The organism is Aliivibrio sp. SR45-2, from assembly GCF_963890165.1.
GTDB classification, from domain to species: domain Bacteria; phylum Pseudomonadota; class Gammaproteobacteria; order Enterobacterales; family Vibrionaceae; genus Aliivibrio; species Aliivibrio salmonicida.
In genome coordinates this window covers 56,875-78,921 of the sequence record NZ_CAWPRC010000161.1, presented here as the reverse complement: position 1 = coordinate 78,921, position 22,047 = coordinate 56,875, and the positions used below count along the sequence as shown (strand labels likewise).

17 protein-coding genes and 3 tRNA genes are annotated in these 22,047 nt (G+C 39.1%); 13 read left to right on the top strand and 7 right to left on the bottom strand.

Annotated elements, in window-relative coordinates; genetic code table 11:
* Positions 1–47 precede the first annotated feature (47 nt).
* From AACV33_RS12645 to nspC, 6 genes are all read left to right on the top strand, one after another.
* Positions 48–123: transfer RNA gene (locus tag AACV33_RS12645), tRNA-Gly, on the top strand.
* 108 nt (positions 124–231) lie between these two features.
* A tRNA-Leu gene (locus AACV33_RS12640) sits at positions 232–318 on the top strand.
* Positions 319–351: 33 nt separating this feature from the next.
* A tRNA-Gly gene (locus AACV33_RS12635) sits at positions 352–427 on the top strand.
* 795 nt (positions 428–1,222) lie between these two features.
* Positions 1,223–4,126, top strand: coding sequence for a pyridoxal phosphate-dependent class III aminotransferase (locus tag AACV33_RS12630; RefSeq protein ID WP_182699307.1), 2,904 nt, complete (start codon positions 1,223–1,225; stop codon positions 4,124–4,126).
* A gap of 2 nt (positions 4,127–4,128) precedes the next feature.
* Entirely contained in the window at positions 4,129–5,373 is a 1,245-nt protein-coding gene (locus AACV33_RS12625; RefSeq protein ID WP_182699306.1) for a carboxynorspermidine synthase, read from the top strand.
* A gap of 86 nt (positions 5,374–5,459) precedes the next feature.
* On the top strand, positions 5,460–6,593 hold the full coding sequence (gene nspC, locus AACV33_RS12620) for a carboxynorspermidine decarboxylase (RefSeq protein ID WP_182699376.1): 1,134 nt from the start codon (positions 5,460–5,462) through the stop codon (positions 6,591–6,593).
* 66 nt (positions 6,594–6,659) lie between these two features.
* Here nspC and yccS read toward each other — a convergent pair whose 3' ends face one another.
* Complete coding sequence (gene yccS / locus AACV33_RS12615; RefSeq protein WP_023603542.1) at positions 6,660–8,834, bottom strand: YccS family putative transporter; 2,175 nt, start codon at positions 8,832–8,834, stop codon at positions 6,660–6,662.
* A 195-nt stretch (positions 8,835–9,029) separates the two neighbouring features.
* Between yccS and helD the strand changes: the two genes are divergently transcribed.
* A complete protein-coding gene (gene helD / locus AACV33_RS12610) occupies positions 9,030–11,093 on the top strand; it encodes a DNA helicase IV (RefSeq protein ID WP_182699305.1) in 2,064 nt (687 codons plus the stop codon).
* A 91-nt stretch (positions 11,094–11,184) separates the two neighbouring features.
* Here the strand turns inward: helD and AACV33_RS12605 are convergent, their stop codons facing one another.
* On the bottom strand, positions 11,185–11,640 hold the full coding sequence (locus AACV33_RS12605) for a methylglyoxal synthase (RefSeq protein WP_012550659.1): 456 nt from the start codon (positions 11,638–11,640) through the stop codon (positions 11,185–11,187).
* Between the two features lie 64 nt (positions 11,641–11,704).
* A complete protein-coding gene (gene torT, locus AACV33_RS12600) occupies positions 11,705–12,700 on the bottom strand; it encodes a TMAO reductase system periplasmic protein TorT (RefSeq protein WP_012550658.1) in 996 nt (331 codons plus the stop codon).
* 74 nt (positions 12,701–12,774) lie between these two features.
* Between torT and torS the strand changes: the two genes are divergently transcribed.
* Entirely contained in the window at positions 12,775–15,642 is a 2,868-nt protein-coding gene (gene torS, locus AACV33_RS12595) for a TMAO reductase system sensor histidine kinase/response regulator TorS (protein WP_182699304.1), read from the top strand.
* Positions 15,643–15,770: 128 nt separating this feature from the next.
* The gene (locus AACV33_RS12590) at positions 15,771–17,414 is read left to right on the top strand and encodes a methyl-accepting chemotaxis protein (RefSeq protein WP_182699303.1); all 1,644 of its coding nucleotides are present in this window, start codon (positions 15,771–15,773) and stop codon (positions 17,412–17,414) included.
* 97 nt (positions 17,415–17,511) lie between these two features.
* Here the strand turns inward: AACV33_RS12590 and AACV33_RS12585 are convergent, their stop codons facing one another.
* Complete coding sequence (locus tag AACV33_RS12585) at positions 17,512–18,141, bottom strand: YccT family protein (RefSeq protein WP_182699302.1); 630 nt, start codon at positions 18,139–18,141, stop codon at positions 17,512–17,514.
* Between the two features lie 76 nt (positions 18,142–18,217).
* The gene (locus tag AACV33_RS12580; RefSeq protein ID WP_017022254.1) at positions 18,218–18,808 is read right to left on the bottom strand and encodes a porin family protein; all 591 of its coding nucleotides are present in this window, start codon (positions 18,806–18,808) and stop codon (positions 18,218–18,220) included.
* 269 nt (positions 18,809–19,077) lie between these two features.
* On the opposite strand from AACV33_RS12580, the gene AACV33_RS12575 reads away from it, so the two are divergent.
* The 4 genes from AACV33_RS12575 (at position 19,078) to AACV33_RS12560 (ending at position 20,577) form a co-directional block, all read left to right on the top strand.
* Positions 19,078–19,377 (top strand): hypothetical protein, encoded by a 300-nt coding sequence (locus tag AACV33_RS12575; protein WP_182699301.1) that lies wholly within the window; start codon positions 19,078–19,080, stop codon positions 19,375–19,377.
* 1 nt (position 19,378) lies between these two features.
* Positions 19,379–19,771, top strand: coding sequence for a M15 family peptidase (locus AACV33_RS12570; protein ID WP_182699300.1), 393 nt, complete (start codon positions 19,379–19,381; stop codon positions 19,769–19,771).
* Positions 19,772–19,778: 7 nt separating this feature from the next.
* On the top strand, positions 19,779–20,126 hold the full coding sequence (locus AACV33_RS12565) for a hypothetical protein (RefSeq protein ID WP_255458471.1): 348 nt from the start codon (positions 19,779–19,781) through the stop codon (positions 20,124–20,126).
* A 100-nt stretch (positions 20,127–20,226) separates the two neighbouring features.
* Positions 20,227–20,577, top strand: coding sequence for a hypothetical protein (locus AACV33_RS12560; RefSeq protein WP_012550650.1), 351 nt, complete (start codon positions 20,227–20,229; stop codon positions 20,575–20,577).
* A gap of 184 nt (positions 20,578–20,761) precedes the next feature.
* Here the strand turns inward: AACV33_RS12560 and AACV33_RS12555 are convergent, their stop codons facing one another.
* Positions 20,762–21,025 carry a hypothetical protein gene (locus AACV33_RS12555; protein WP_182699299.1) on the bottom strand — a complete coding sequence of 88 codons (264 nt, stop codon included), beginning with the start codon at positions 21,023–21,025 and terminating at the stop codon, positions 20,762–20,764.
* Positions 21,026–21,224: 199 nt separating this feature from the next.
* Positions 21,225–21,974 carry a phosphate ABC transporter ATP-binding protein PstB gene (gene pstB, locus AACV33_RS12550; RefSeq protein WP_017022192.1) on the bottom strand — a complete coding sequence of 250 codons (750 nt, stop codon included), beginning with the start codon at positions 21,972–21,974 and terminating at the stop codon, positions 21,225–21,227.
* Positions 21,975–22,047: the final 73 nt, after the last annotated feature.

Here is a 22,047-nt window from a genome sequence, read left to right as displayed (position 1 = left end):
GGCCCGGGGCACCATCTATTAAAAGTCTATATCGAAAGATATAGCATGCGACACTAGCTCAGCTGGTAGAGCGCAACCTTGCCAAGGTTGAGGTCACGAGTTCGAGCCTCGTGTGTCGCTCCAAATTTTGTAACAACAGTCAAGTAACATTGGCGGACTGTTGAAGATGGTGTCTAACCCGCTTTATTTATAAAGCACATTGGTTGGGTGCATCGCAATAAAGAATTGCGTGCCCTGGTGGTGGAATTGGTAGACACAAGGGATTTAAAATCCCTCGGCGTTCGCGCTGTGCCGGTTCAAGTCCGGCCCGGGGCACCATCTATTAAAAGTCTATATCGAAAGATATAGCATGCGACACTAGCTCAGCTGGTAGAGCGCAACCTTGCCAAGGTTGAGGTCACGAGTTCGAGCCTCGTGTGTCGCTCCAAAATTAATAAGCCCGATCAGAAATGGTCGGGCTTTTTAACGTCTGGACTATGTGAATATGAAATTCACTATCAACGACGGTGATTATTGTTGGGTAGCATAGAGTGCAACCTTGCCAAGGTTGAGGTCACGCCTAAGCCTTGAAGTACGGGAGCCTCGTGTGTCGCTCCAAAATTAAAAAGCCTGATCAGAAATGGTCGGGCTTTTTAACGTCTGCACTATGTGAATATGAAATTCACTATCAACAACAATACATACTGTTTGGTGGAGTCGAGTGTTAGATTATTTATCAGTTTGTTTTTAACGTAATGGTAAATAAGCGGTTATTTCACATTAATGATAATAATGTTATAAAAAAGAATTGTCATGTTATGAATGGATATGGTATTTTTCTTCACAATCTCGGGGTAAGTTCTGGGGGAAACGCGTAATGACCATTAAAGCTGGTGACATTACGTAGGGTAGGTATCAGTAAAACTTTACTGATAGAAGGGATACTAGTGGCAACGGTGCCATATAAACGGGAAACCCAACATGTACACATTCAAATTATATACTCCAATCAGCTCAATTCTTCCAACATGCCCTGTTGTTGAAAACGGTAGCATTACTGAACCTTGATTTAGCTTAAAGCATTTAATCACTCCTGTGATATTAAGATCCCGACTTATTAGTAAGTCATTGGGATACTTTGCTGTGCCACTTTTATTTTTCGCTATCTATATCCTGTTTTTCGGGGTGTTTTGTTATGCGTTAAAAACAAAGAGGTTTGAAAACATATTTCAAGGTAACAACAATGAGTTCTGTATTTAATGTCGATAACTCGATACTTACGTCTGCATTTTCACTTCAGGTTCCGATTTTAGATAAGCTCTATGATCTAACACCAGATAAAGCTCTAATCGAACAAACTGAACATGAATCAGAGGTTCGCTCTTATCCTAGACGTTTACCAATAGCGATAAAAAAAGCGTTTGGTGTGTTAGTTGAAGACACGCGCGGACAACTTTATTTAGATTGCTTGGCAGGAGCTGGAACACTGGCGTTAGGCTACAACCATCCTGAAATCAATCAAGCATTAAAAGATCAGTTAGATTCAGGTTTGCCTTATCAAACTTTGGATATTACAACGGAAGTTAAAAATACCTTTATTCAAAAAGTGAAACGTTTTTTACCAGCTTATTTTTCTGAAAACGCCGTAATTCAGTTCTGTGGACCATCAGGTGCTGATGCTGTTGAAGCAGCCATCAAACTGGCTAAGCAAACGACGGGACGAAATACGATGTTTGCATTTCGTGGGGCGTATCATGGGATGACAAATGGCACGATGGGGATGATGGGTAATCTTGAAACGAAATCGAGACGCACAGGATTGATGTCTGATGTTCATTTTATGCCCTTTCCTTATGATTTACGCTGTCCCTTTGGGCTTGGTGGCGATGACGGTGCGAAAGCCAGTATCCAATATATTGAACGGTTATTAAGTGATGATGAAGCTGGGATTATGAAACCAGCGGCGATGATTGTCGAACCTATTCAAGGTGAAGGTGGTGTGGTTCCTGCCCCTGCTTTTTGGTTGAAAGAGTTACGACGCTTGTGTGATGAACATGAGATCTTACTCATATTAGATGAAATTCAATGTGGTGTTGGTAAATCTGGTTATAACTTTGCTTTTGAAGAATCCAATGTTTCTCCTGATATTTTATGTTTATCAAAAGCCATTGGCGGCGGTTTACCAATGTCTCTGTTGGTGTTTAATAAGAGCATCGATACATGGAAAGCGGGTGAGCATACCGGAACATTTCGTGGTAATCAGTTAGCAATGGTGTCAGGGGCAAAAGCGTTAGATATTATTGAACGAGATAATTTGGTAGAACATGCCACTGTGGCGGGTAAATATTTTCGTTTAGGTTTAGAGGCGTTACAACAACGCGTTAATTGCATTGCAGAGGTCCGTGGTAAAGGGTTGATGCTCGGTATTGAGATTCAAAAATCAGACGGCAGTAAAAATAAGTTTAATGAACCTCAATCTGATGGTGTTCTTACTTTAGCGATTCAAAGGGCATCATTGGAGCGTGGTTTGCTGATTGAAAAAGGGGGACGTGATGGTTCTGTTATTCGTTTTCTTCCCCCTCTTATTATCAGCTTTGAACAAATTGATTTTGCTCTACGTGTACTTGAAGATGCGATGATTGCTTGTGGTGGTGTGAGTGGCACGATTGAGAGTGATGAAGTGCGTGAAGAATGGAGGTCGCACTTTATTCATACTGGGAAATGTGGAAGTGATACTTTTTCTCAAGTGATGAATCACACAACAAAAGCAATGAAAGCTGTTTTTGAGCAAACGACAGTCCCGTATTCAGGTTTAGATCCAAAAGAACTAGAGAAAGCCATTTATGCGGTGAATTTAGATACAAATAACGCACCCATTAATGATGTTATTGATGATATGGCGGATCTTGTTGCTAAACACTCAATTATTGTTCAACACCCAAGCTGTATTGCCCATCTGCATACACCGCCATTGATGTCCGCGATTGCTGCTGAAGTAATGATTGCAACGCTAAATCAATCAATGGATTCATGGGATCAAGCTTCTTCAGCGACGTATGTTGAACAGAAAGTCATTGATTGGGTTTGTACTAAATATCAATTAGGTGCTGACTCAGATGGCGTTTTCACCAGTGGTGGAACACAAAGTAATCTCATGGGGCTACTGTTAGCTCGGGACTGGATTGCGGATATGATCAGCCAGCACTCAATCCAAAAACAAGGCCTTCCAGAATATGCACATAAGCTGCGTATTATATGCTCTAACAAATCACACTTTACGGTACAGAAATCAGCGTCTCTATTAGGGCTTGGTGAAAAAGCAGTGTGCAGTGTTGAGACAAATGATAATGGCACCATAAAAATTGCAGCTCTTAATAAGACAATCTTCGATTTAAAAGCCAATGGATTGATCCCATTTGTACTTGTTGGTACCGCTGGGACGACCGACCATGGTGCTATCGATGATTTATCTGCATTAGCGGATACCGCCCAAGAACATGATCTTTGGTTTCATGTAGATGGTGCTTATGGAGGGGCATTAATACTCAGTAGCCATAAAAATCGTTTAAATGGAATCGATCGTGCTGATTCTTTAAGTGTTGATTTTCATAAATTATTTTATCAAACCATTAGTTGCGGGGCTTTGCTGTTAAAGAATCAATCGGCTTTTAAATATTTACTTCATCATGCGGATTATTTAAATAGAGAGCATGATGAACTTCCTAATTTAGTCGATAAATCCATAGCGACGACTCGTCGATTTGATGCATTAAAAATATTCATGACGATGCAGAATGTGGGGCCTAACGTATTAGGTGATATGTATGACCATTTGCTGGATCAAACACAAAGAGTAGCAAGCTTAATCAAACAAAATGAATGCTTTGAATTACTTGCTCAACCTGCATTATCAACCGTCCTATTTCGTGTCGTTAATCATGACATTGAACGTCTTAATTGTCTTAATCAGAACGTAAGGATTGAAGCGTTAACTCGAGGTGTTGCCATTCTCGGGGAAACGATTGTGGGTGATAAAACCGCATTGAAATTAACCATACTTAATCCATGTTTAAAGATGTCTGATTTTGAATCTTTGCTGGAAAAAATTAATACGTTGGCCGTAGAACTATCAAATAAGGGTAAATAATTATGTCTATTTTACAAATTGGCGCAGGTGGTGTTGGGTGGGTTATTGCCCATAAAGCGGCGCAAAATAATGACACGCTGGGTGATATCACGATTGCTTCTCGTACCATTGAAAAGTGCGAAAAAATTATCGAATCAATTAAGGGAAAAAATAACCTAAAAGATCCGACAAAAAAGTTAGAAGCAAAATCAGTGAACGCCGATGACGTTGAGGCTCTAATTACCCTTATTAATGACGTTCAACCTGATCTGGTTATTAATGCAGGTCCTCCATGGGTTAATATCGCGATTATGGAAGCGTGTTATCAAGCGAAAGTCTCGTATTTAGATACCTCAGTTGCTGTGGATTTATGTTCAAAAGGGCAGCAAGTACCAGAAGCGTATGACTGGCAATGGGGTTACCGTGAAAAATTTAAAGAAGCGGGCATTACGGGTATTTTAGGTGCCGGTTTTGATCCGGGTGTAGTGAGTGTATTTGCCGCTTACGCGGTTAAGCATCTGTTTGATGAGATTGACACGATTGATGTCATGGATATTAACAATGGCGATCATGGTAAAAAGTTTGCGACTAACTTCGATCCAGAAACGAATATGCTAGAAATCCAAGGGGATTCTTTCTATTGGGAAAACGAAGAGTGGAGACAAGTGCCTTGTCATACCCGTATGTTAGAGTTTGATTTTCCACATTGTGGCACCCATAAAGTGTATTCAATGGCGCATGATGAAGTACGTTCAATGAAAGAGTTTATTCCTGCTAAACGGATTGAATTCTGGATGGGTTTTGGTGATACCTACTTGAACTACTTTAATTGTATGCGCGATATTGGTCTATTAAGCCCAGAGCCACTGACATTGCATGATGGAACTGTCGTTCAGCCTTTGCATGTCCTAAAAGCATTGCTGCCTGATCCAACCTCTCTTGCTTCTGGTTATACCGGATTAACGTGCATAGGAACGTGGGTGCAAGGTAAGAAAGACGGTAAAGAGCGCAGTGTGTTCATTTATAACAACGCCGATCATGAAGTGGCGTATAAAGACGTAGAGCATCAAGCTATTTCTTACACAACTGGGGTTCCCGCTATTACTGCTGCTTTACAGTATTTCCGTGGTGAGTGGGCTGCGGTTGGTGTGTTTAATATGGAGCAGTTAAATCCGGATCCATTCCTAGAAACAATGCCTCAAATTGGTTTAGATTGGCATGTTCAAGAACTCACACCAAAACAGCCAACGATTAATATTTTAAAATAATAGAAATACGATAATAATCGATGTGATTCTTTGAAAAATCGCATCGTTTTATTCGATGTGCAGAGATGAGAACCATGACAGATCAATTGAAAAAAAGTGAATTGAAAACGCCTTATTTTATGATTGATGAAGCGAAATTAATCGCGAATCTTGAAGTGGCAAAACGATTAAAAGAACAATCAGGCGTTAAGCTTGTATTGGCCCTTAAATGTTTTTCAACATGGGGTATCTTTGATCTGATTAAACCGTATTTAGACGGTACAACAAGCAGTGGACCCTATGAAGTGAGACTGGGGCACGAAACGTTTGGTGGCGAGACGCACGCTTACAGTGTGGGTTACAGTGAAGACGATGTGAAAGAAGTCATCGAAATTTGCAATAAATTGATCTTCAATTCGCAATCTCAGTTGACTGCTTATCGACATTTAGTTGAAGGCAAAGTGTCTGTCGGTCTTAGGTTAAATCCTGGTGTTAGCTATGCAGGGCAAGATCTGGCCAATCCAGCCCGTGAGTTTTCTCGCTTAGGTGTTCAAGCGGATCACCTTGATACCACTGTATTTGAGTATATCAATGGTGTGATGTTTCACATGAATTGTGAGAACAAAAGTGTAGACGCATTTTCGTCACTCCTTGATGCCATCTCAGTTCGATTTGGTACTTATTTAGATACTCTTGAATGGGTAAGTCTTGGGGGAGGCGTTTTCTTTACATGGCCAGATTATGATGTTGATAAGCTCGCAACAGTATTAAAAGCTTTTTCTGATAAACACACAGTGCAGCTGTATTTAGAACCGGGTGAGGCCATTATTACAAAAACGGCCGATTTGGTTGTTAGTGTGGTGGATATTGTTGAAAATGGTAAAAAAACAGCCATTGTTGATTCAGCAACAGAAGCGCATCGCTTAGACACATTAATTTATAATGAACCCGCCTCGATACTAGAAGCCTCAGAGCAAGGTCAATATGAATACATTATCGGTTCATGTTCTTGTTTGGCGGGGGATCAATTTTGTGAAACTCAATTTGAACAACCATTACAGATAGGACAAAAATTGCACTTAGTAGACAGTGCAGGTTATACCATGGTGAAATTAAACTGGTTTAATGGTTTAAAAATGCCATCGGTTTATTGTGAAAGACGCTCTGGAAAAATAGATAAACTGAACGAGTTTGATTATTCTGATTTTAAACGTTCGTTATCTCAGTGGACGATAAGTTAAAGAATAACAGACAGATAAGATGGCAATAAGACCGTACGCTTATTGCCATTTTTACTTTAGAACTATTTATTTTGACTCAGGTTTACTTGGGGTGCTTAATATTTCTGACAAAGAATGCATTTCAGGTAATATTTGGTGGATTAAATGAAGCTGCTGTAAGACCATTCTGACTGAGTTTTCATCTTCATCACGCCATTCTGAAAGACGTTTTTCAATCCCTTCCTCGTTACGAATATTATTCTCAACGTTAAATTCTTTATTGTTTAATTGGCATTGAATTTGGTTCAAATGAGAATGAATAATACGGTGAGACTCTGCAACTAATTGATGTGTTTCTTCATCCTTTAAACGAGTTCGGTGAGCACCTAAAGCCGAAATATAGCTGAGCATCGCATGACATAAACAAAGAAATCGGAATGATTCATCCACCGCGGTTTGGTATTTTCCGGGTTCAATGAGCATGTTACTGATAGCAGAGCTTAAAGCGGCCTCATTATTGTGTGCTTGGCGGCGAGAAAGACGATATTGAAGTGAGTCTTTCTTCCCTGCGCGGTATTGGGCAATGATATTTGAGAGGTAATCTTGATGTGCTGTTACTGTGTCTGCCATGACTTTATGCAAGCGTTTTGACTGCCAATCTGGAAGTATGTAAGTAACCGCAACTACTGCTAATGCACACCCAACGATCGTATCACCAAGACGCGGAAGTATCACCGCATAGCCTTCACCTAATTGGTTAAAGCAGAATAAGACTAAGATCGTGATAAAGGCAGTGGCAAACCCGTAATTCGCTAATCTAAATGCAAAGAAAAGCACGCCCGCAATAACCATTAAGACTAATTGGCTGTCGATTGAAGGAAAGAGAACCAGTAGTAACGTACCGACAACTAAACCAATTAGCGTACCAGCAATACGAGCGACCAGTTTTTCTTTTGTTGCGCTGTAGTTTGGTTGGCAGACAAACAATGTGGTTAATAAAATCCAATACCCATGATTTAAATTGAATGCTTGAATAATGCCATAACCCGCAGTTAGGGCAATCGCCATACGTATCGCGTGACGAAAAAGCATGGAGTCGGGGGTGAGATTCGCCCTCAGTCGTTGCCACATTGCTTTTGGAGTATGAGCGCCTTGGTCTGACAGAACTGTGTCATCTTCATTTTCTAAACATGCACGTTCAGGGTTACTGATATTGGCAAATTGACGTTCAACGGTTGCAAGGTTATTAAATAAATAATCCAATTGAATTAACGACAATCGCCACTCCGGTCGATGTTGTTCTTTTAATGCAAGCAGCGATTGTTGTAACTCATCCAAGGCGAAAATAGAAGTTTGTGCGTGTTGATAAGGCAAACCTAACGATAAGCAACGAGCCACTTCCTCACAGGCTAAAGATTGGCTGTGAAGAAGATGCTTAAAGCGAAAAAGAATGTCACTGCGATTAAATGTATTTGCTAAGTCTTGGTAACGATAATGGCTTGAGCTAACTCGCTCATGAATGTCTTGTGCAATGAAATAAATTTTTAAGAATCGATCGCTTGCCCCAACAACATGACCACGTTTAGCTCGGGTTAATAATGACGTTTTGCTGTTGTTTAATGCCGTTACCATTTGCGCATTATTTTTGGCTTCTTGGAGGCGATAAGGTTGAGGCGTTAAATTAGTGACAGGGTGAAAGAGTTCACTTTTATTGTTTAAATACGTAGCCATGGTTTCAAAGACGGTCGCTAAATTTTGTTGAACTGGTTGCAACGGCCAGAATATTTGCCACGTCAAAGAGATGGAATAATACCAAGCGGCACCACCGAGCAATAGGGTCGGTTGATACCATAAATTAGGGCTTTGATCGGCACCTAACATGGTGTAAATAGCGATGAGTAATGATCCAAAAGCGATACTGGCGTAACGTGGACCTAAAGCCCCAAGCATAATAAAGCTGATGGTGGATAAGAATAAACCAATCGCAAAAAGTATCGGAGTATCAAATAAAAGTTCAATAGAGAACGCTGCAATAGCAAAGCAAATAAACGTAAAGAAAAGTGCTTTTAATCGTCCCGATAATTTGTCTTCGGTTTCAGCAAGTGCAGCAGCAATAATCCCTAAAATTAATGGGGTGATCGCGGTATTTTCACCAAGATACCAGCAAGGGATCACTGCACCGATTAAGGCAAGTAATACACGAACACTGTAATTAATGGTTTTATTGGCCCAGTACTGACGAAAAAGCTGACGACTATTCACAAAATGACTTTTTATAAGAGAAAAACCCATCATAACAAAGTCATATAGAGAAGACAGCGTTTGCTCATCAATCAATGTCTTAATACTGATCTGGGACAACAAAAAAATAACCTGATATCCTATGCGGTCTTCGGTTGACGTCGAGTTGCCGAAAATACGTTCATCAGTGTAATTTTTATTAGGTAGTATCGAATCATGCAGATTAAAGCAACCACCTTCGCTCAATGGTTAGTTCAGGGTGACTTTTATCAACTTGAATTAGAGCCAGAGCAGCTGTTGTTTACCTCCCACAAATATCAAGTTTCTGTGCCGTTTGATAAATGGAACGGGCAAGTTACTTTCGAACGAGGATTAGTGTGGGGAGCGCTTTGTTTCTATAATCGAAATGAACAAATAGCGTGGCGAGTTTCTGGGTTGCCTTGGCAAGAGTGCGACGCGGTAATTAATGCCGTATTAAACGCGTACGCAGAATGGAAAGAATCGAAAGTCGTTATGTTGAATCAGTTACAACCCCAGATGTTAGAACTGGTGAGGACGTTCAGTGCACAGCGTCGTTATTTGAAGCAAACCGAAGCGCTGTTGATGGTTGAGAAATTATACGATTTATTTGAGCAAACCAAGATATCGATCCCTTTAGCTCAACAACTTCAGCCTGAATGTATTGCGCCTGTATTAGAGTGGTTAATGGAACCTGAACAACAACTTATCACGTTAAACGAAACGTGGTTAGAAGAGCAAAAAGTGGAGTGGAAATCTTTTTTCTCAGAATGTGAATCACAACCATTAAACGAATCACAGCAAAGTGCGCTGTTATTAAATGAAGACCATACATTAGTATTAGCGGGAGCTGGCTCAGGTAAAACAAGTGTACTTGTTGCTCGTGTTAATTATTTGATTAAAAGCCAAGTGGCTCAACCTGAAGAGATTTTATTATTGGCTTTTGGTCGTCAGGCCGCTCAAGAAATGTCAGCTCGGATCATTGAGAAGCTAGGAACTGATATTGGACAAAAAGTAAAAGTGGCCACGTTTCACCAATTAGGGTTGGATATTATTCGTCATGTCGAATACCAACAACCCAAATTGTCATGCTTGGTGACGGATTCAAAAGCAAGAAAAGAGTGGTTTAGCCATGTGTTAGATTCGGAGTGGAAAAATGCGACAGCAACGAATCGTTGGAAAAAACACTTAAAAAAATGGCCTATCGCTTACTTACGTGGTGATGTTGATTTAAAAGAAGAATCGCATAACGAAAAATTACAAGAATGGCTGCACAAACAAGTATGTCAGTTAAACAGCTTACAGCTAGATAAAAAAACAGTTACCGCCCGTATTGAAAACCATGCTGATGCGGCGCGTTTAAAAAGCGAGCTCAACATTGTATGGCCATTTTTTAAAGCGTATGAAAGAACCCTTAAACAAGAAGACGCAATTGATTATGATTTAATGATAACCAAAGCGACAGCCTATATAAATGAGGGGAAATACGCCTTACCGTGGTCATTTGTTATGGTTGATGAATATCAAGATATCTCTCCGCAGCGTTTAGATTTAATTGAAGCTATTTGCCATAAAGAGAATGATAAAAAAGAAAGAGCCACATTATTTGCGGTCGGTGATGACTGGCAAGCGATTTATCGTTTTGCTGGTGCAGATGTATCTCTAACTACTGGGTTCGAACAACGTTTTCAATCTTGTCAAATTGCAAATTTATCAATGACGTATCGTTTTAATGATCAAATTGGTGCCGTTGCTAACCGTTTTGTACAAGAAAACCCGATGCAGCTTAAAAAAGAGCTGAACAGTTTCACAAAACAAAAACGTAAAGCAGTGAAAGTGATTGAGCACCAATCGATAGAAAAAGAATTACTCTCTTTGTCTAAAAATATTCGTGATGGTGAGAAGGTTCTGATGTTAGGACGTAATCATAATCACTGTCCTGATGCTTTTGATGAGTGGGTGAAATTTTACCCAGGGTTAAACCTTGAATACAAAACGTGTCATGCAAGTAAAGGAACTGAAGCTGATTATGTCTTTATTGTTGAAATGACGGATGGTCAATTCCCAATGAAAGAGAGAGCGGAATCTTTAGATGGCGCATTGCTGCCACACCTTGAAGATTTTGCTTATGCTGAAGAGCGTCGATTGTTTTATGTTGCGTTAACGCGAGCGAAGAAGAAAGTGTGGATAGTATATCATGGAAAGGCATCCCCATTTGTTCAAGAGATTGTCGATAAAGATTACCCCGTGATCCTTGAGTGATGATGGATAGACACTGATAAATAAAAAGCCCTTATTATATTGTTAATAAGGGCTTTTTAAATGAATCGCACTTCTTAATTTATTGTATCTATTAGATGCGTTCAGCTAAATACGCTGGATAATCAGGGATTTCTATTTCTATTTCTTGAGTCATTCGAGGAGACGAAATCATAAACTTAGCGCTTGAACGATTCATTGCGACAGGCACATTCCATACCGTTGCAATACGCAATAATGCTTTTACATCTGGGTCATGAGGAACCGCATTGAGTGGATCCCAAAAGAAAATCATCATATCAATTTTCCCTTCAGAAATAAGCGCACCAAGTTGTTGGTCACCGCCCATAGGACCACTAAGTAAGCTTTTTATTGCTAATCCTGTTTCTTTGCTTAAAAGGTGTCCGGTGGTCCCTGTCGCATATAAAAAATGCCCTTGTAGAGCTTCTTTATTTTCTTTTACCCAACGTAACAACTCTGCTTTGTAATTATCGTGTGCGACTAAGGCAATGTGTTTATGTGCCGGTACGATACGCGTTGTTTTCTTCATCAATGTTCCTTATTTTTATTATTAGTGCCGTATTTTTTCATCTTATAAATGATGACAATAGCCTTTATTTTTTTGCGCCCACAAAAAAAGTTGGACGATATTCTGCTGGCGAAAGAGAATCTAATAGTACTCGTTTTGGTAAATGATTTGGGGTTAGTGCTTCAATTTTGGGTGATAGAGCAAACGGCAACGGTTGGTTTTCTAAGTATCCAATCGCCTGTTGAACACTAAGTCGGCCTTGTAATACCATTTTATCTGTCGGAGAAAAGAGAACTTTATTACGAAGTAGCCCACGATAAACTGCATGACTTAAATACGTCGATATTAAACCAACGTCGTCTTGCATTTTTCGACTAGCAAGCTCGCTAATAGCGACTTCAATAGCAACGGCACCACCGACAAGGTAATCCAATTTTTCGTTTTCAAGCGCATCTTGTATTAAATTACGTTGTAATTCTTTGCTGTTATCGCCCCAATAAGTCGCACTGACAATGACATCACTGTTTTTAATTGCATCATAAAACCCTTTTGTTACCGGCTTTGTACCGCCTCGGGTTTTAGGCCCAGGTAGCCAACCAATATGAACAATACCTGAATCTCTAGGATGCAGCTTGGCTAAGAAAGCCCCGGCTTGATAACCCATGTCATACCAATCAACACCGACTTCACCAAAATGAAGAGGGGGTAATTTACCTGTTGAGCTTTTCAGTTGGTTTACTGTTGCAAATGTTGGGATACCTTGAGTCAATTGTCTGAAATTATCTTGATAGGCGATAGGATCAACCGTACCTAATAAAATGGCGTTAGAGCCTATTTCAATACATTGTTTAATTTGTTCTTTTTGGCGATCAATATTGGGATAACCACCAGATTCATAAACGGTTAATTCGACATTATTGCGTTTTGCCTCTTCAACCATGCCATAGTTGATAGACAACCAATAAGAATCTTTTAAATGCGGATAGATGGCACAAATCTTCCAAGGCGCTTTAGCGTAAGATAGAGGGGATAACAGTATTGAAATCAAGGTAATAAATAGGGAGATTGCTTTGATCTTCATGGTATCTTCGCACTGGCTTTAGGTTGGTGATATGATACCTGCATTACTCCTTTTTCCAAAGTGTATTCCAGATTATGTTATTTTCTTCTACAGGCATAGGCCAAAAACTGTTCATTACTTTCACGGTGATGATTGCGTTAATGGCGTTTGGTTCTGTTGTTGGCGTACTTGGTTTTTCATACGTAGAAAAAACAGAAAGAACGGTGATTGACTCTGCGATTCCTGCAGTGATTGAAGCTCGATATATTTCTGATTTAAGTACAAAAATCATTTCAACATCTCAATTACTTTCGCAAGTAAATGTAGAAGATGACCGCAATAAATACGGAAAAGAATTATTTAGCGCTATCGAAAGTTTATACGTTCGATTAAAAGGCCTAGGTGTATACCCATTTGATAAAGCATTGTTGTCACGTCTTGATCAGCAAGTTCAAGATATTGTCGATAACTTAGCAACAATGGGGGATACCGTTGGTGAAAAAGTGGTATTACACCGTATTATCCAAGAAAAAAGCAAAAATCTAACGCAAACAGCACTGCAATTAGAAGAACTTGCTCGTTCACAAGTACTTAATTCAAATACGATAACCATTGCTAATGTCGTTAAAATTTACGATCTTGTTGAAAATGGGAATAAAAATGACGTTTATGAGGCGCTTGATACGTTAGTTGAAATTGATCTCGATCTTGCGGAACGTTTGCATGAACTTCGTTTATTAACGTTTAAAGTGGTTAATACTATTGATGATGCAAGAAACAGTCATTTAATTAGCCAAGTTGAAAAACTGCGTCAAGATTTTACTCGAGACATGACGATTATCACTCGTCGAATACAAGCGGTTGAAGATCCTAGTCGCACAAAACAAATGTTAGATTTAGCCAGTAATTTAACCCATAACCAACGTTTGTTCAGTGAACTGATTAAATTAATTAACTTAAATAATGAATTGAAAGCATTAAGTGATGAGAATATTCATCAATTCCAAAGACTGAATTTGACGATAGAACAACTGCTTAATCAAGCGAATGAAGTGACACAGCAAGCGGTGGCTGATGTGAATTTTGTACTTAAAATTGTACAGCAGTTATTAATATCCATAACTTTACTTGGCCTCTGCTTGGTTATTTATATTATGTGGCGATACGTCTACGCTCGTGTATTAACACGTTTAAATCAATACGAGAGAGCATTGATGGATGTGGCCAATGGCAAACTGGATATTGAACTGGATACATCCGGTGATGATGAGTTGGCTCAAATGGGACGATCTATTCTGGTGGCTCGTGATACGGCTCAAGAACTGCAAGAACATAAAGACAGTCTTGAGTTACAAGTCGCTCAACGAACTCAAGAATTAAAATCCAGTAATGAACGGTTAAATGTTGAAATTATTAATCATGATAAAGCAAGAGACTTGGCTGAACAGGCTAACCGAGCAAAATCCGCGTTTTTAGCCACGATGAGCCATGAGATCCGAACGCCACTTAATGGGGTATTGGGTACCGGTGAACTATTACGAGGCAGTCGTTTAACTGCTCAGCAAAAGCAATACGTCGATATTATTAATCGAAGTGGTGAGAACCTGCTCGATTTATTGAACGATATTCTTGATTATTCGAAAATCGAGGCTGGGCATTTATCGATCAGAAAAAGTAACTTTAATGTCCATTCTATTGTTACTGATGTCCATCATCTATTTAGTTCTAGAGCTCAACAAAAAGGGATCACCCTTGATTTCAATATTCCTCCAGAGACACCGTTGTGGTGGATTGGCGATTGTAGTCGTATTCGTCAGGTACTCAATAATTTTGTGGGTAATGCGATTAAATTTACGCATACAGGCAGTGTGTCTATTCAGCTTCACGTGATATTAGAAACGACCTTATTGTTTGAAGTGATTGATACTGGTGCCGGTATTGCTGAGCATGAGATAGACAGTTTATTCGATGCCTTTACTCAAGCGGAAGAAGGCCAAAAAGTCACGGGGGGGACGGGGCTTGGTTTGGCTATTAGTCAACGATTAATTGAAGCAATGGAGGGTGAAATTGGTGTGGATTCTAAAGAAGGGATCGGAAGTGCTTTTTGGTTCTCATTGGAATTAGAAGAAGGACATCGCGTTGAAGTATCAAACGAAATATGTGCGATTTCTGATTTAGCACCAGCTCATCTTCTTTTAGTTGAAGATAATCCTGTGAATCAAATGGTGGCCACTGGGTTCTTAGAAAGATTAGGCCATAAAGTGACCGCTGTTGATACTGGGCAGTTAGCGGAAGAGCAAGTAAAAGAACATCAATTTGATATGTTGTTGTTGGATATTAATTTACCAGATACTGATGGTGTGACATTACAAAAACGCTTAAGAGCGATTGAAAATGAATATCATGGGGAAGGGTGCTATACGCCAACGTTAGCGGTATCGGCTCATGTATTTACGGAAGATGTCGAAAGTTATTTAGCAGCAGGCTTTGATGGTTTTTTGGGAAAACCGTTAGTTGAAAATCAGCTGGTTCAAATGTTAAATCGTTTTTTAAGAGACCAATATACCGTGATAAATACGGACAGCTACGAACCCAATGAAAGAGTCGAGACAGAACAAAATGAGAATAATGAGATGATTATTGATGAGAAAGTAATTCAAGGTGATGTGACTATCTTGGGTAAAGATCGAATGACAAAGATTATTGGATTATTTGTACACTCTTCAAAAATTAATATGAGTGAATTGCAACAAGCAATTGTTAATAAAGAGGCTTATCAAGTAAATCAACTTGCTCATAAATTAAAAGGATCGGCGGGAAGTTTAGGCTTAATGAAGCTTTATGCTTTATGTCACGAGTATGAAAAGGCGAGTAAAGAGGGGGATATTTCGATCTGCAATAAAGATGAATTGCAAAACACGTATGATAATTCAGTTATTGCAGTGGAGAAAATTATCCTATAGAAATAAATTGAGGATAAATTTAACAGAATGATGAACTATATTTATGATAATAATGATTTAGCTCATCATGTTGATTTAATTTATTGATATAGTCCACGGATTATTAGTCATTAAACCGTGGAGAAAAGATGAAGTTAATTAGTCATCTATCAGTAAAATATAAAATCGCAATTCCCGTGATCGCTATTGTTTTATTATTTAGCTCTATATCTATATTAAATGTCGCTAAATTTAATGAGCAAGCAAAAATAAATAACACATTGACTGTCGTTGTTCAGCCGGTAATGGACAGTCTTGAAGATGCTTATCGTGATTTATATCAGGTAATTACAGCCGCGCAAGGCTTAATGTTATCGGATAATACCCCTCAAGAAATTGATTTTTATACGTTTGAGTTTAAAGATAATGCGTATAAAACAATACCTCGAATGAAAAAAGTTGATGTGTTATATCAACATAACTTACTGCCAATGAATACTCGCTCTGAATTAGAGACACTTATTCGTGCAACGGATAAATGGATTGCCCTTTATGAACCTTTATTTTCCAATCCTAGCGAAGCGCAATTTTATTATGACAGTGTAAATTCACAAATGGAAAACGAATTCATTGTGATTCGTAAACAATTAAAATCGCTGCGTAGTCTTATCGAAATTGAACAAAATCAATTAAAAGAGCAAAGCTTACATGCGACTAATTCAGGTAAGTTGATCTCTGAAATAGGTGCAGGTGCAGCCATTGTTCTCGCTTTATTTGCTGTTTGGTTATCCATAAATTGGATTGTAAAACCAATCCAATCTCTTGAAAGCGCGATGTCAGAAATAGCGTCGGGTGAGGGGGATTTATCTCAACGTATTTTAGTGGGATCTCAAGATGAAGTTGGGCAGTTAGCTTCTGCTTTTAATCAGTTTGTATCGAAGATACATGTAACAGTGCAAGATGTTATTTTATCGTCTAACTCTGTACGCCTAGAAGTGAAAAGCATTCAATCTCTCACTCAAAATATCTCGGAGTTTTCATCAAACCAACAACAAGGAAGTGAAGTCGTTGCTGCCGCTGTTCATGAGATGAGAGTAACCAGTGGCACGGTTAACGAGAATGCAAATGAAGCGGCAGAAGCCAGCCAAAGTGCAACGTTTGAAGCGGGCGTAACGGCGAAAATATTACAGCAAACGGTTAACTCGATTGAGAGCTTAGCCAATGAAATTACTCAAGCAAGTGGCGTGATTCAAACGTTAGATAATGATGTGTCTAACATTGCTTCCATTCTTGATGTGATAAGAGGCATTGCTGATCAAACCAATCTACTTGCTTTAAATGCGGCGATTGAGGCTGCAAGAGCGGGTGAGCAGGGGCGTGGTTTTGCTGTCGTTGCTGATGAGGTTCGTGCTTTAGCAAGTAAAACTCAGGACAGCACGGGTGAAATTCAAAGAATGATTGAGCGTTTACAGAAAGGCGCAAAAGAAGCGGTGGTTGCAATGGAGTCGAGTAGACAAAGTGGTGGCGTAACCATTGACTTAGCAAACAGTGCGTCTTTATCCCTTGAGCAGATCACAAATGCGATTATGATCATGAATGATATGAATACTCACATTGCGACTGCTGCGAATCAACAAAGTCAGGTGAGTGAAGACGTAAACAGTAATGTTCAACGGATCGCTGATAATAGTCATCAAATGGTGACGATGGTGGGAAGCGCAGAACATGCGTGTGAATCGCTCTCTAACCAGTGTACGAAAATGGATGAATTGGTCTCTCAATTTAAAGTGTAATCATAGAATAGAGATTGAGGGTTCGTCGAATAATTAACAAAAATGGCTTACTTGTGTAAGCCATTTTATTTATCATCAGTATTTAGAATTGTATTTATTACTTATTAGAGATCGATGTTTTAAATCTTTCTTGTGTTTCTTTATCTGCTTTCTCATACCAGTAATTCAACATTTGCTCTGCTGTATTTTCACCTTTCTCATTTTTTATTTCTTTATGAGTGACGGTGATCATATCTTGTTTAAAAGCGGCAGCATGCTCAGTCGTATTAAATTTCGCTAATTCAAATTGAATATTACGACCAATTTGCACACCGTCATAGACTAATTTTGCTTGTGCGAACGGTATATTTTTATCGTTTTTATCTTTTAATTCCCAATTAAGCTCGGTATTAAATTCTTTGGCTTTTTCAGGAGAATTATAAGACGGGAATACAAAGCTAATGTCTTGGTTGGTTGCGGTAAACTTTGAAACAATAATATCACTCGAGACTATAATGTTGTCTTTACCTTGCTTAAATACTGGATTGTATCTGAACACAATTTGGTGTTCGCCATCGTCCAGCTTAAGTGTTGATGTCGTTGAGAAGAAAGAACTATCAAGTTTGACTTCTTGGCTATCAACTAAAAGAAGCTCTACTTCACTTGGTACGGTTAAATGAATTGAGGCAGAGGCACTTAATGAGGTTAGAAGACATAAGCTAGCAGCAAGAAAAGAGTGAAATTTCATGTGAGTACACCAGTAATTAAAATAATTAAACTAAGTGTACTCATCTTTAGTTAAGAATGGAATATTTAGGATAGTGCTAAAAGTTGTAGGTCAGCCCTACGTAGGTCGTTCCAAAATCGTAACCAATCCCATCCATAATGGCTCGTGCAATATTGTGTCCAGCGGTTAGCGTAATGTGCTTACTTAAGTCGTACCCTGCCTCAAAGCCGTATGAAAGGCCTAAAGCGCTCTCACTTTGAGATCCTTTGCCGATATAACCCAGTTGTCCGTCTTCTAAATAGAAATCAACATCCATATCTAAATAATAATAACCATAGCCAAACATGCTGGTGATAAAGAAATCTGATTCAAACATATACGCACGATATTTTAAATTGGCTCCAAAAAAATGAGCATCAACATGACTTGTCGCGTATTGATTTTTATTTCGCCAATCAAAATCAAAGCGACCCATATTGTTATATTCAAGCTCTACAGACATATAGAAAGTGTCTGAAATTGGGAAGTCATAACCGCCTTTTATATTATACCCCCCATCAAGATCGGTTTGTGAGCCTAAAAAGGTAACGGAAGAATTTTCAATATTGGTGGTAATGTAATAGCCAGACTTATCGGCGTGCGCCGAAATTGAAAACAATATTGTCAATAATAAATAGAGTTGCCTCATGTATGCATTTCCTTTATGTATTCATAATTGGTATATCATTCACTATTTACATAAATTTCACAAGGGCATTACATTATTACTTATATTTTAAAGCGAAAGATTGATTTTTAAGAGCGGTTATTTGGGGGAAAGTTAAGTGCTTATCAAACTCGATTAATCAAGAGTCATGAGAGAGGTGAAGTGAACTTTAAAAGGTGTTATTTCGTTATACGGCCATCGATGTGCAAGCCCAACCTTTGTGTTGGGTTTTCTACATCTGGCATATAGGAATGGCATCAATATTCACCTCTACGCCTGCGAGATACCCTGAGTCAAATTCAGAACCTGAGTGCGGCATGTCCGAGAAAGAGATAGCACGTATTGATGCCGCAATGAACAACCTTGCTAACTTGATGCGAGAGCAAAGCCGTACACTGAATAAAGTGCTTATCACGTTAACGAAAACTCAAACCATTCAAGTTTCAAACTCTAAACGAATAGATAAGCTCGAATCAGACAAAATAGGATTGGTTCTATTAATTTTTGGCCCAGTGATCGCTGTTGCGGTTGCTGCTTTAAAGGTAATGTAATATGAATAAATTCAGCAAAACAAGTGCAACTCGATTGGCTTCTTGCCACCCTAACTTACAGAAAGTTTTTACTGCCGCTCTTGAGGTGTGTGATTGCTCTATTCTTTGTGGCCATCGAACCAAAGAAGAGCAAAACGCCCTGCCAAGCACAAACACTCAAGTTCGGTACCCAAACAGCAAACACAATTCATTACCAAGCAAGGCGGTTGATGCAACCCCGTATCCTTATGATGAAGATGATCGTGAACGCTTCAGTTATTTTGCAGGCATTGTGATTGGTGTCGGTGCTTCAATGGGCGTGGACATTAGTTGGGGCGGGGATTGGGATAAAGACAATGAGCTAAAAGACAATGGCTTTGATGATTTAATGCATTTTGAATTGATTGATGAGTAGGGCGTGAATGATGGGATTATTCAGCAAGATATTTGGTACCGATTCCGCTATCAAAGCAGGCATTGATTTAATCGCCAATACAGGGGATGCGCTTGTGTTCACCGATGAGGAGAAGTCAAAACAACACATTATGTTACTCAAAGCGTACGAGCCTTTTAAGTTGATACAACGCTTTATCGTGATGGTCTTTTGTGTGCCTTACATTGGGCTGCATACCATTGTGATCATCGGTTGTATTTTTGGTGCGGATTGGGGAGCGATTAGTACCATGATTAATGATGCGTTTGGTTATCCCGTACTTGCAGCTGTGGCGTTGTATCTGGGCGGAGGGGCAATTCCAACACGTAAAAGCTGATTTTTTGCGCACAATACACCATATTTTTATACCGACAGTAGTTAATCTTAGTTTTGACGTCTATTGTTAATTGATAAGTGTAATAATAAGGAAGGTATGAGTGACTGTAGATATTAACATCATCTATTCAATATTGGTGTCGTGGAATAAACCGAAAACGTACTCGGATTTAACACAAGATTATAAATGCAGAACAGGTGAGTGGTATTCTCCTCAATCTTGGAATGAGGTATTAAGTCAGTTAAACAAGATATTGGCAGAGGCCGATGCGCCACCGTTAAGTGCACTTGTTGTATCGCAAAGTACAAATGAGCCGGGAGCACTTTTTTGGGCTAGTGCGTCAAATGTCCCACCGAAACACAATAATCCACTTAAACGTACGTTAATGTGGCAAGGTATTCTTAATCAGGTAGTGACGTATCAATGGCCAAACAAGTTACCAATAAATTGAAGTCAGTTTATTTTTTAAAACGCCACTTTTTACAGTGGCTTTTTTATGCGACTTTTCTAGAGGATAAGAAAAGGGGCGCATTCATTTAGTTATTTCACCTATTATTTTAGTAAAAGTGCGTCTTATTTTTAATTTACCCTGATGACTACGAAACAGAGTAGGAACATATTGATGCTGTATTGTTTTATGCGGCCACTACTGTCTCCAAGTTCTCATAGTCCTTAATGCTCACCACTTCCATACCTGCAAAGTCATTCAATTCACACACCGGTTCTAAAGTTGGGATAAGCTCATTCTTGTAAAAGATGCGATCGACTTTATTCAAGCCACTGCTTGAGTTAAATCCCTCACGAATTACGCTCATTAAATCTATTGGAATACGATGACTCGATAACACATCGTTGGTCGTCATGTTCTTAATGTCTTTAAAGGCATCTTTTGCTTCCACTATTATCAATAGGGGCTGTTCTGGTTGCGGCCAGTGGCGCAGCGGTTTTATTGATAAATTGTCGAAATAAATACCCGTGGTCGTAATGTGGGCGTAGTAGATTTAATTTTAATATAAAACCGGTAGTTAAATGACAAAAAAGCCCCTAACTAGAGGGGCAAAGAGTTTCCATCGCTTTCTTATAATTTAGAAAATAAGGTTAACCAAAGTCACCATTTACATAGCCTTGAGTACGGTCATCTTTAGGGTTTGAGAAAATAACATGAGTGTCATTATGCTCGACCAATTCACCCATTAAGAAGAACGCGGTTTTATCTGAAATTCGGCGAGCTTGTTGCATTGAGTGAGTAACGATAACGATCGTGTAATCTTGTTTTAGTGTTTCCATTAACTCTTCAATTTTGTGTGTTGCAATTGGATCCAGTGCTGATGTCGGTTCATCCATTAAGATGACATCAGGTTCCATTGCGATAGTACGAGCAATACACAAACGCTGTTGTTGTCCACCAGATAGGCCAAAAGCATGAGATTTTAAGCGATCTTTTACTTCATCCCAAAGAGCAGCACTGCGAAGTGACTTTTCAACGACGGCATCTAGTACTTTTTTGTCTTTTACGCCTTGTGCTTTTAAGCCATAGGCAACGTTTTCATAAATGCTCATTGGAAATGGGTTCGCTTTTTGGAAAACCATTCCAACTTTGATTCGTAAATCGGCAACATCGATATTACCGTAAATGTCATGGTCATCTAAACTAACAAAACCAGTAATTTTTACGCCAGGAATTAAATCATTCATGCGGTTCAAACAACGTAATAATGTTGATTTTCCACAACCAGAAGGACCGATCAAGGCGGTTACTTGTTTTGCAGGGATCGGTAAGTTAATGCCTTTTAATGCTTGGTTTTGTCCGTAAAAAAGATCTAGGTTTTCAATATTAAATTTGTTCATTGTGTTTTCCTTACTGATCGCATCTTATGCCGTGCAATCAGTCAATAATTAGTGATAGATAATAAATCGATTA

Bases quoted from the DNA above. Each gene is read 5' to 3' on its own strand.
- AACV33_RS12630 (WP_182699307.1), top strand. From the start codon at position 1,223: ATGAGTTCTGTATTTAATGTCGATAACTCGATACTTACGTCTGCATTT.
- AACV33_RS12625 (WP_182699306.1), top strand. From the start codon at position 4,129: ATGTCTATTTTACAAATTGGCGCAGGTGGTGTTGGGTGGGTTATTGCC.
- helD (WP_182699305.1), top strand. From the start codon at position 9,030: ATGCAGATTAAAGCAACCACCTTCGCTCAATGGTTAGTTCAGGGTGAC.
- AACV33_RS12605 (WP_012550659.1), bottom strand. From the start codon at position 11,640: ATGAAGAAAACAACGCGTATCGTACCGGCACATAAACACATTGCCTTA.
- torT (WP_012550658.1), bottom strand. From the start codon at position 12,700: ATGAAGATCAAAGCAATCTCCCTATTTATTACCTTGATTTCAATACTG.
- torS (WP_182699304.1), top strand. From the start codon at position 12,775: ATGTTATTTTCTTCTACAGGCATAGGCCAAAAACTGTTCATTACTTTC.
- AACV33_RS12590 (WP_182699303.1), top strand. From the start codon at position 15,771: ATGAAGTTAATTAGTCATCTATCAGTAAAATATAAAATCGCAATTCCC.
- AACV33_RS12585 (WP_182699302.1), bottom strand. From the start codon at position 18,141: ATGAAATTTCACTCTTTTCTTGCTGCTAGCTTATGTCTTCTAACCTCA.
- AACV33_RS12580 (WP_017022254.1), bottom strand. From the start codon at position 18,808: ATGAGGCAACTCTATTTATTATTGACAATATTGTTTTCAATTTCGGCG.
- AACV33_RS12575 (WP_182699301.1), top strand. From the start codon at position 19,078: ATGGCATCAATATTCACCTCTACGCCTGCGAGATACCCTGAGTCAAAT.
- AACV33_RS12570 (WP_182699300.1), top strand. From the start codon at position 19,379: ATGAATAAATTCAGCAAAACAAGTGCAACTCGATTGGCTTCTTGCCAC.
- AACV33_RS12565 (WP_255458471.1), top strand. From the start codon at position 19,779: ATGATGGGATTATTCAGCAAGATATTTGGTACCGATTCCGCTATCAAA.
- pstB (WP_017022192.1), bottom strand. From the start codon at position 21,974: ATGAACAAATTTAATATTGAAAACCTAGATCTTTTTTACGGACAAAAC.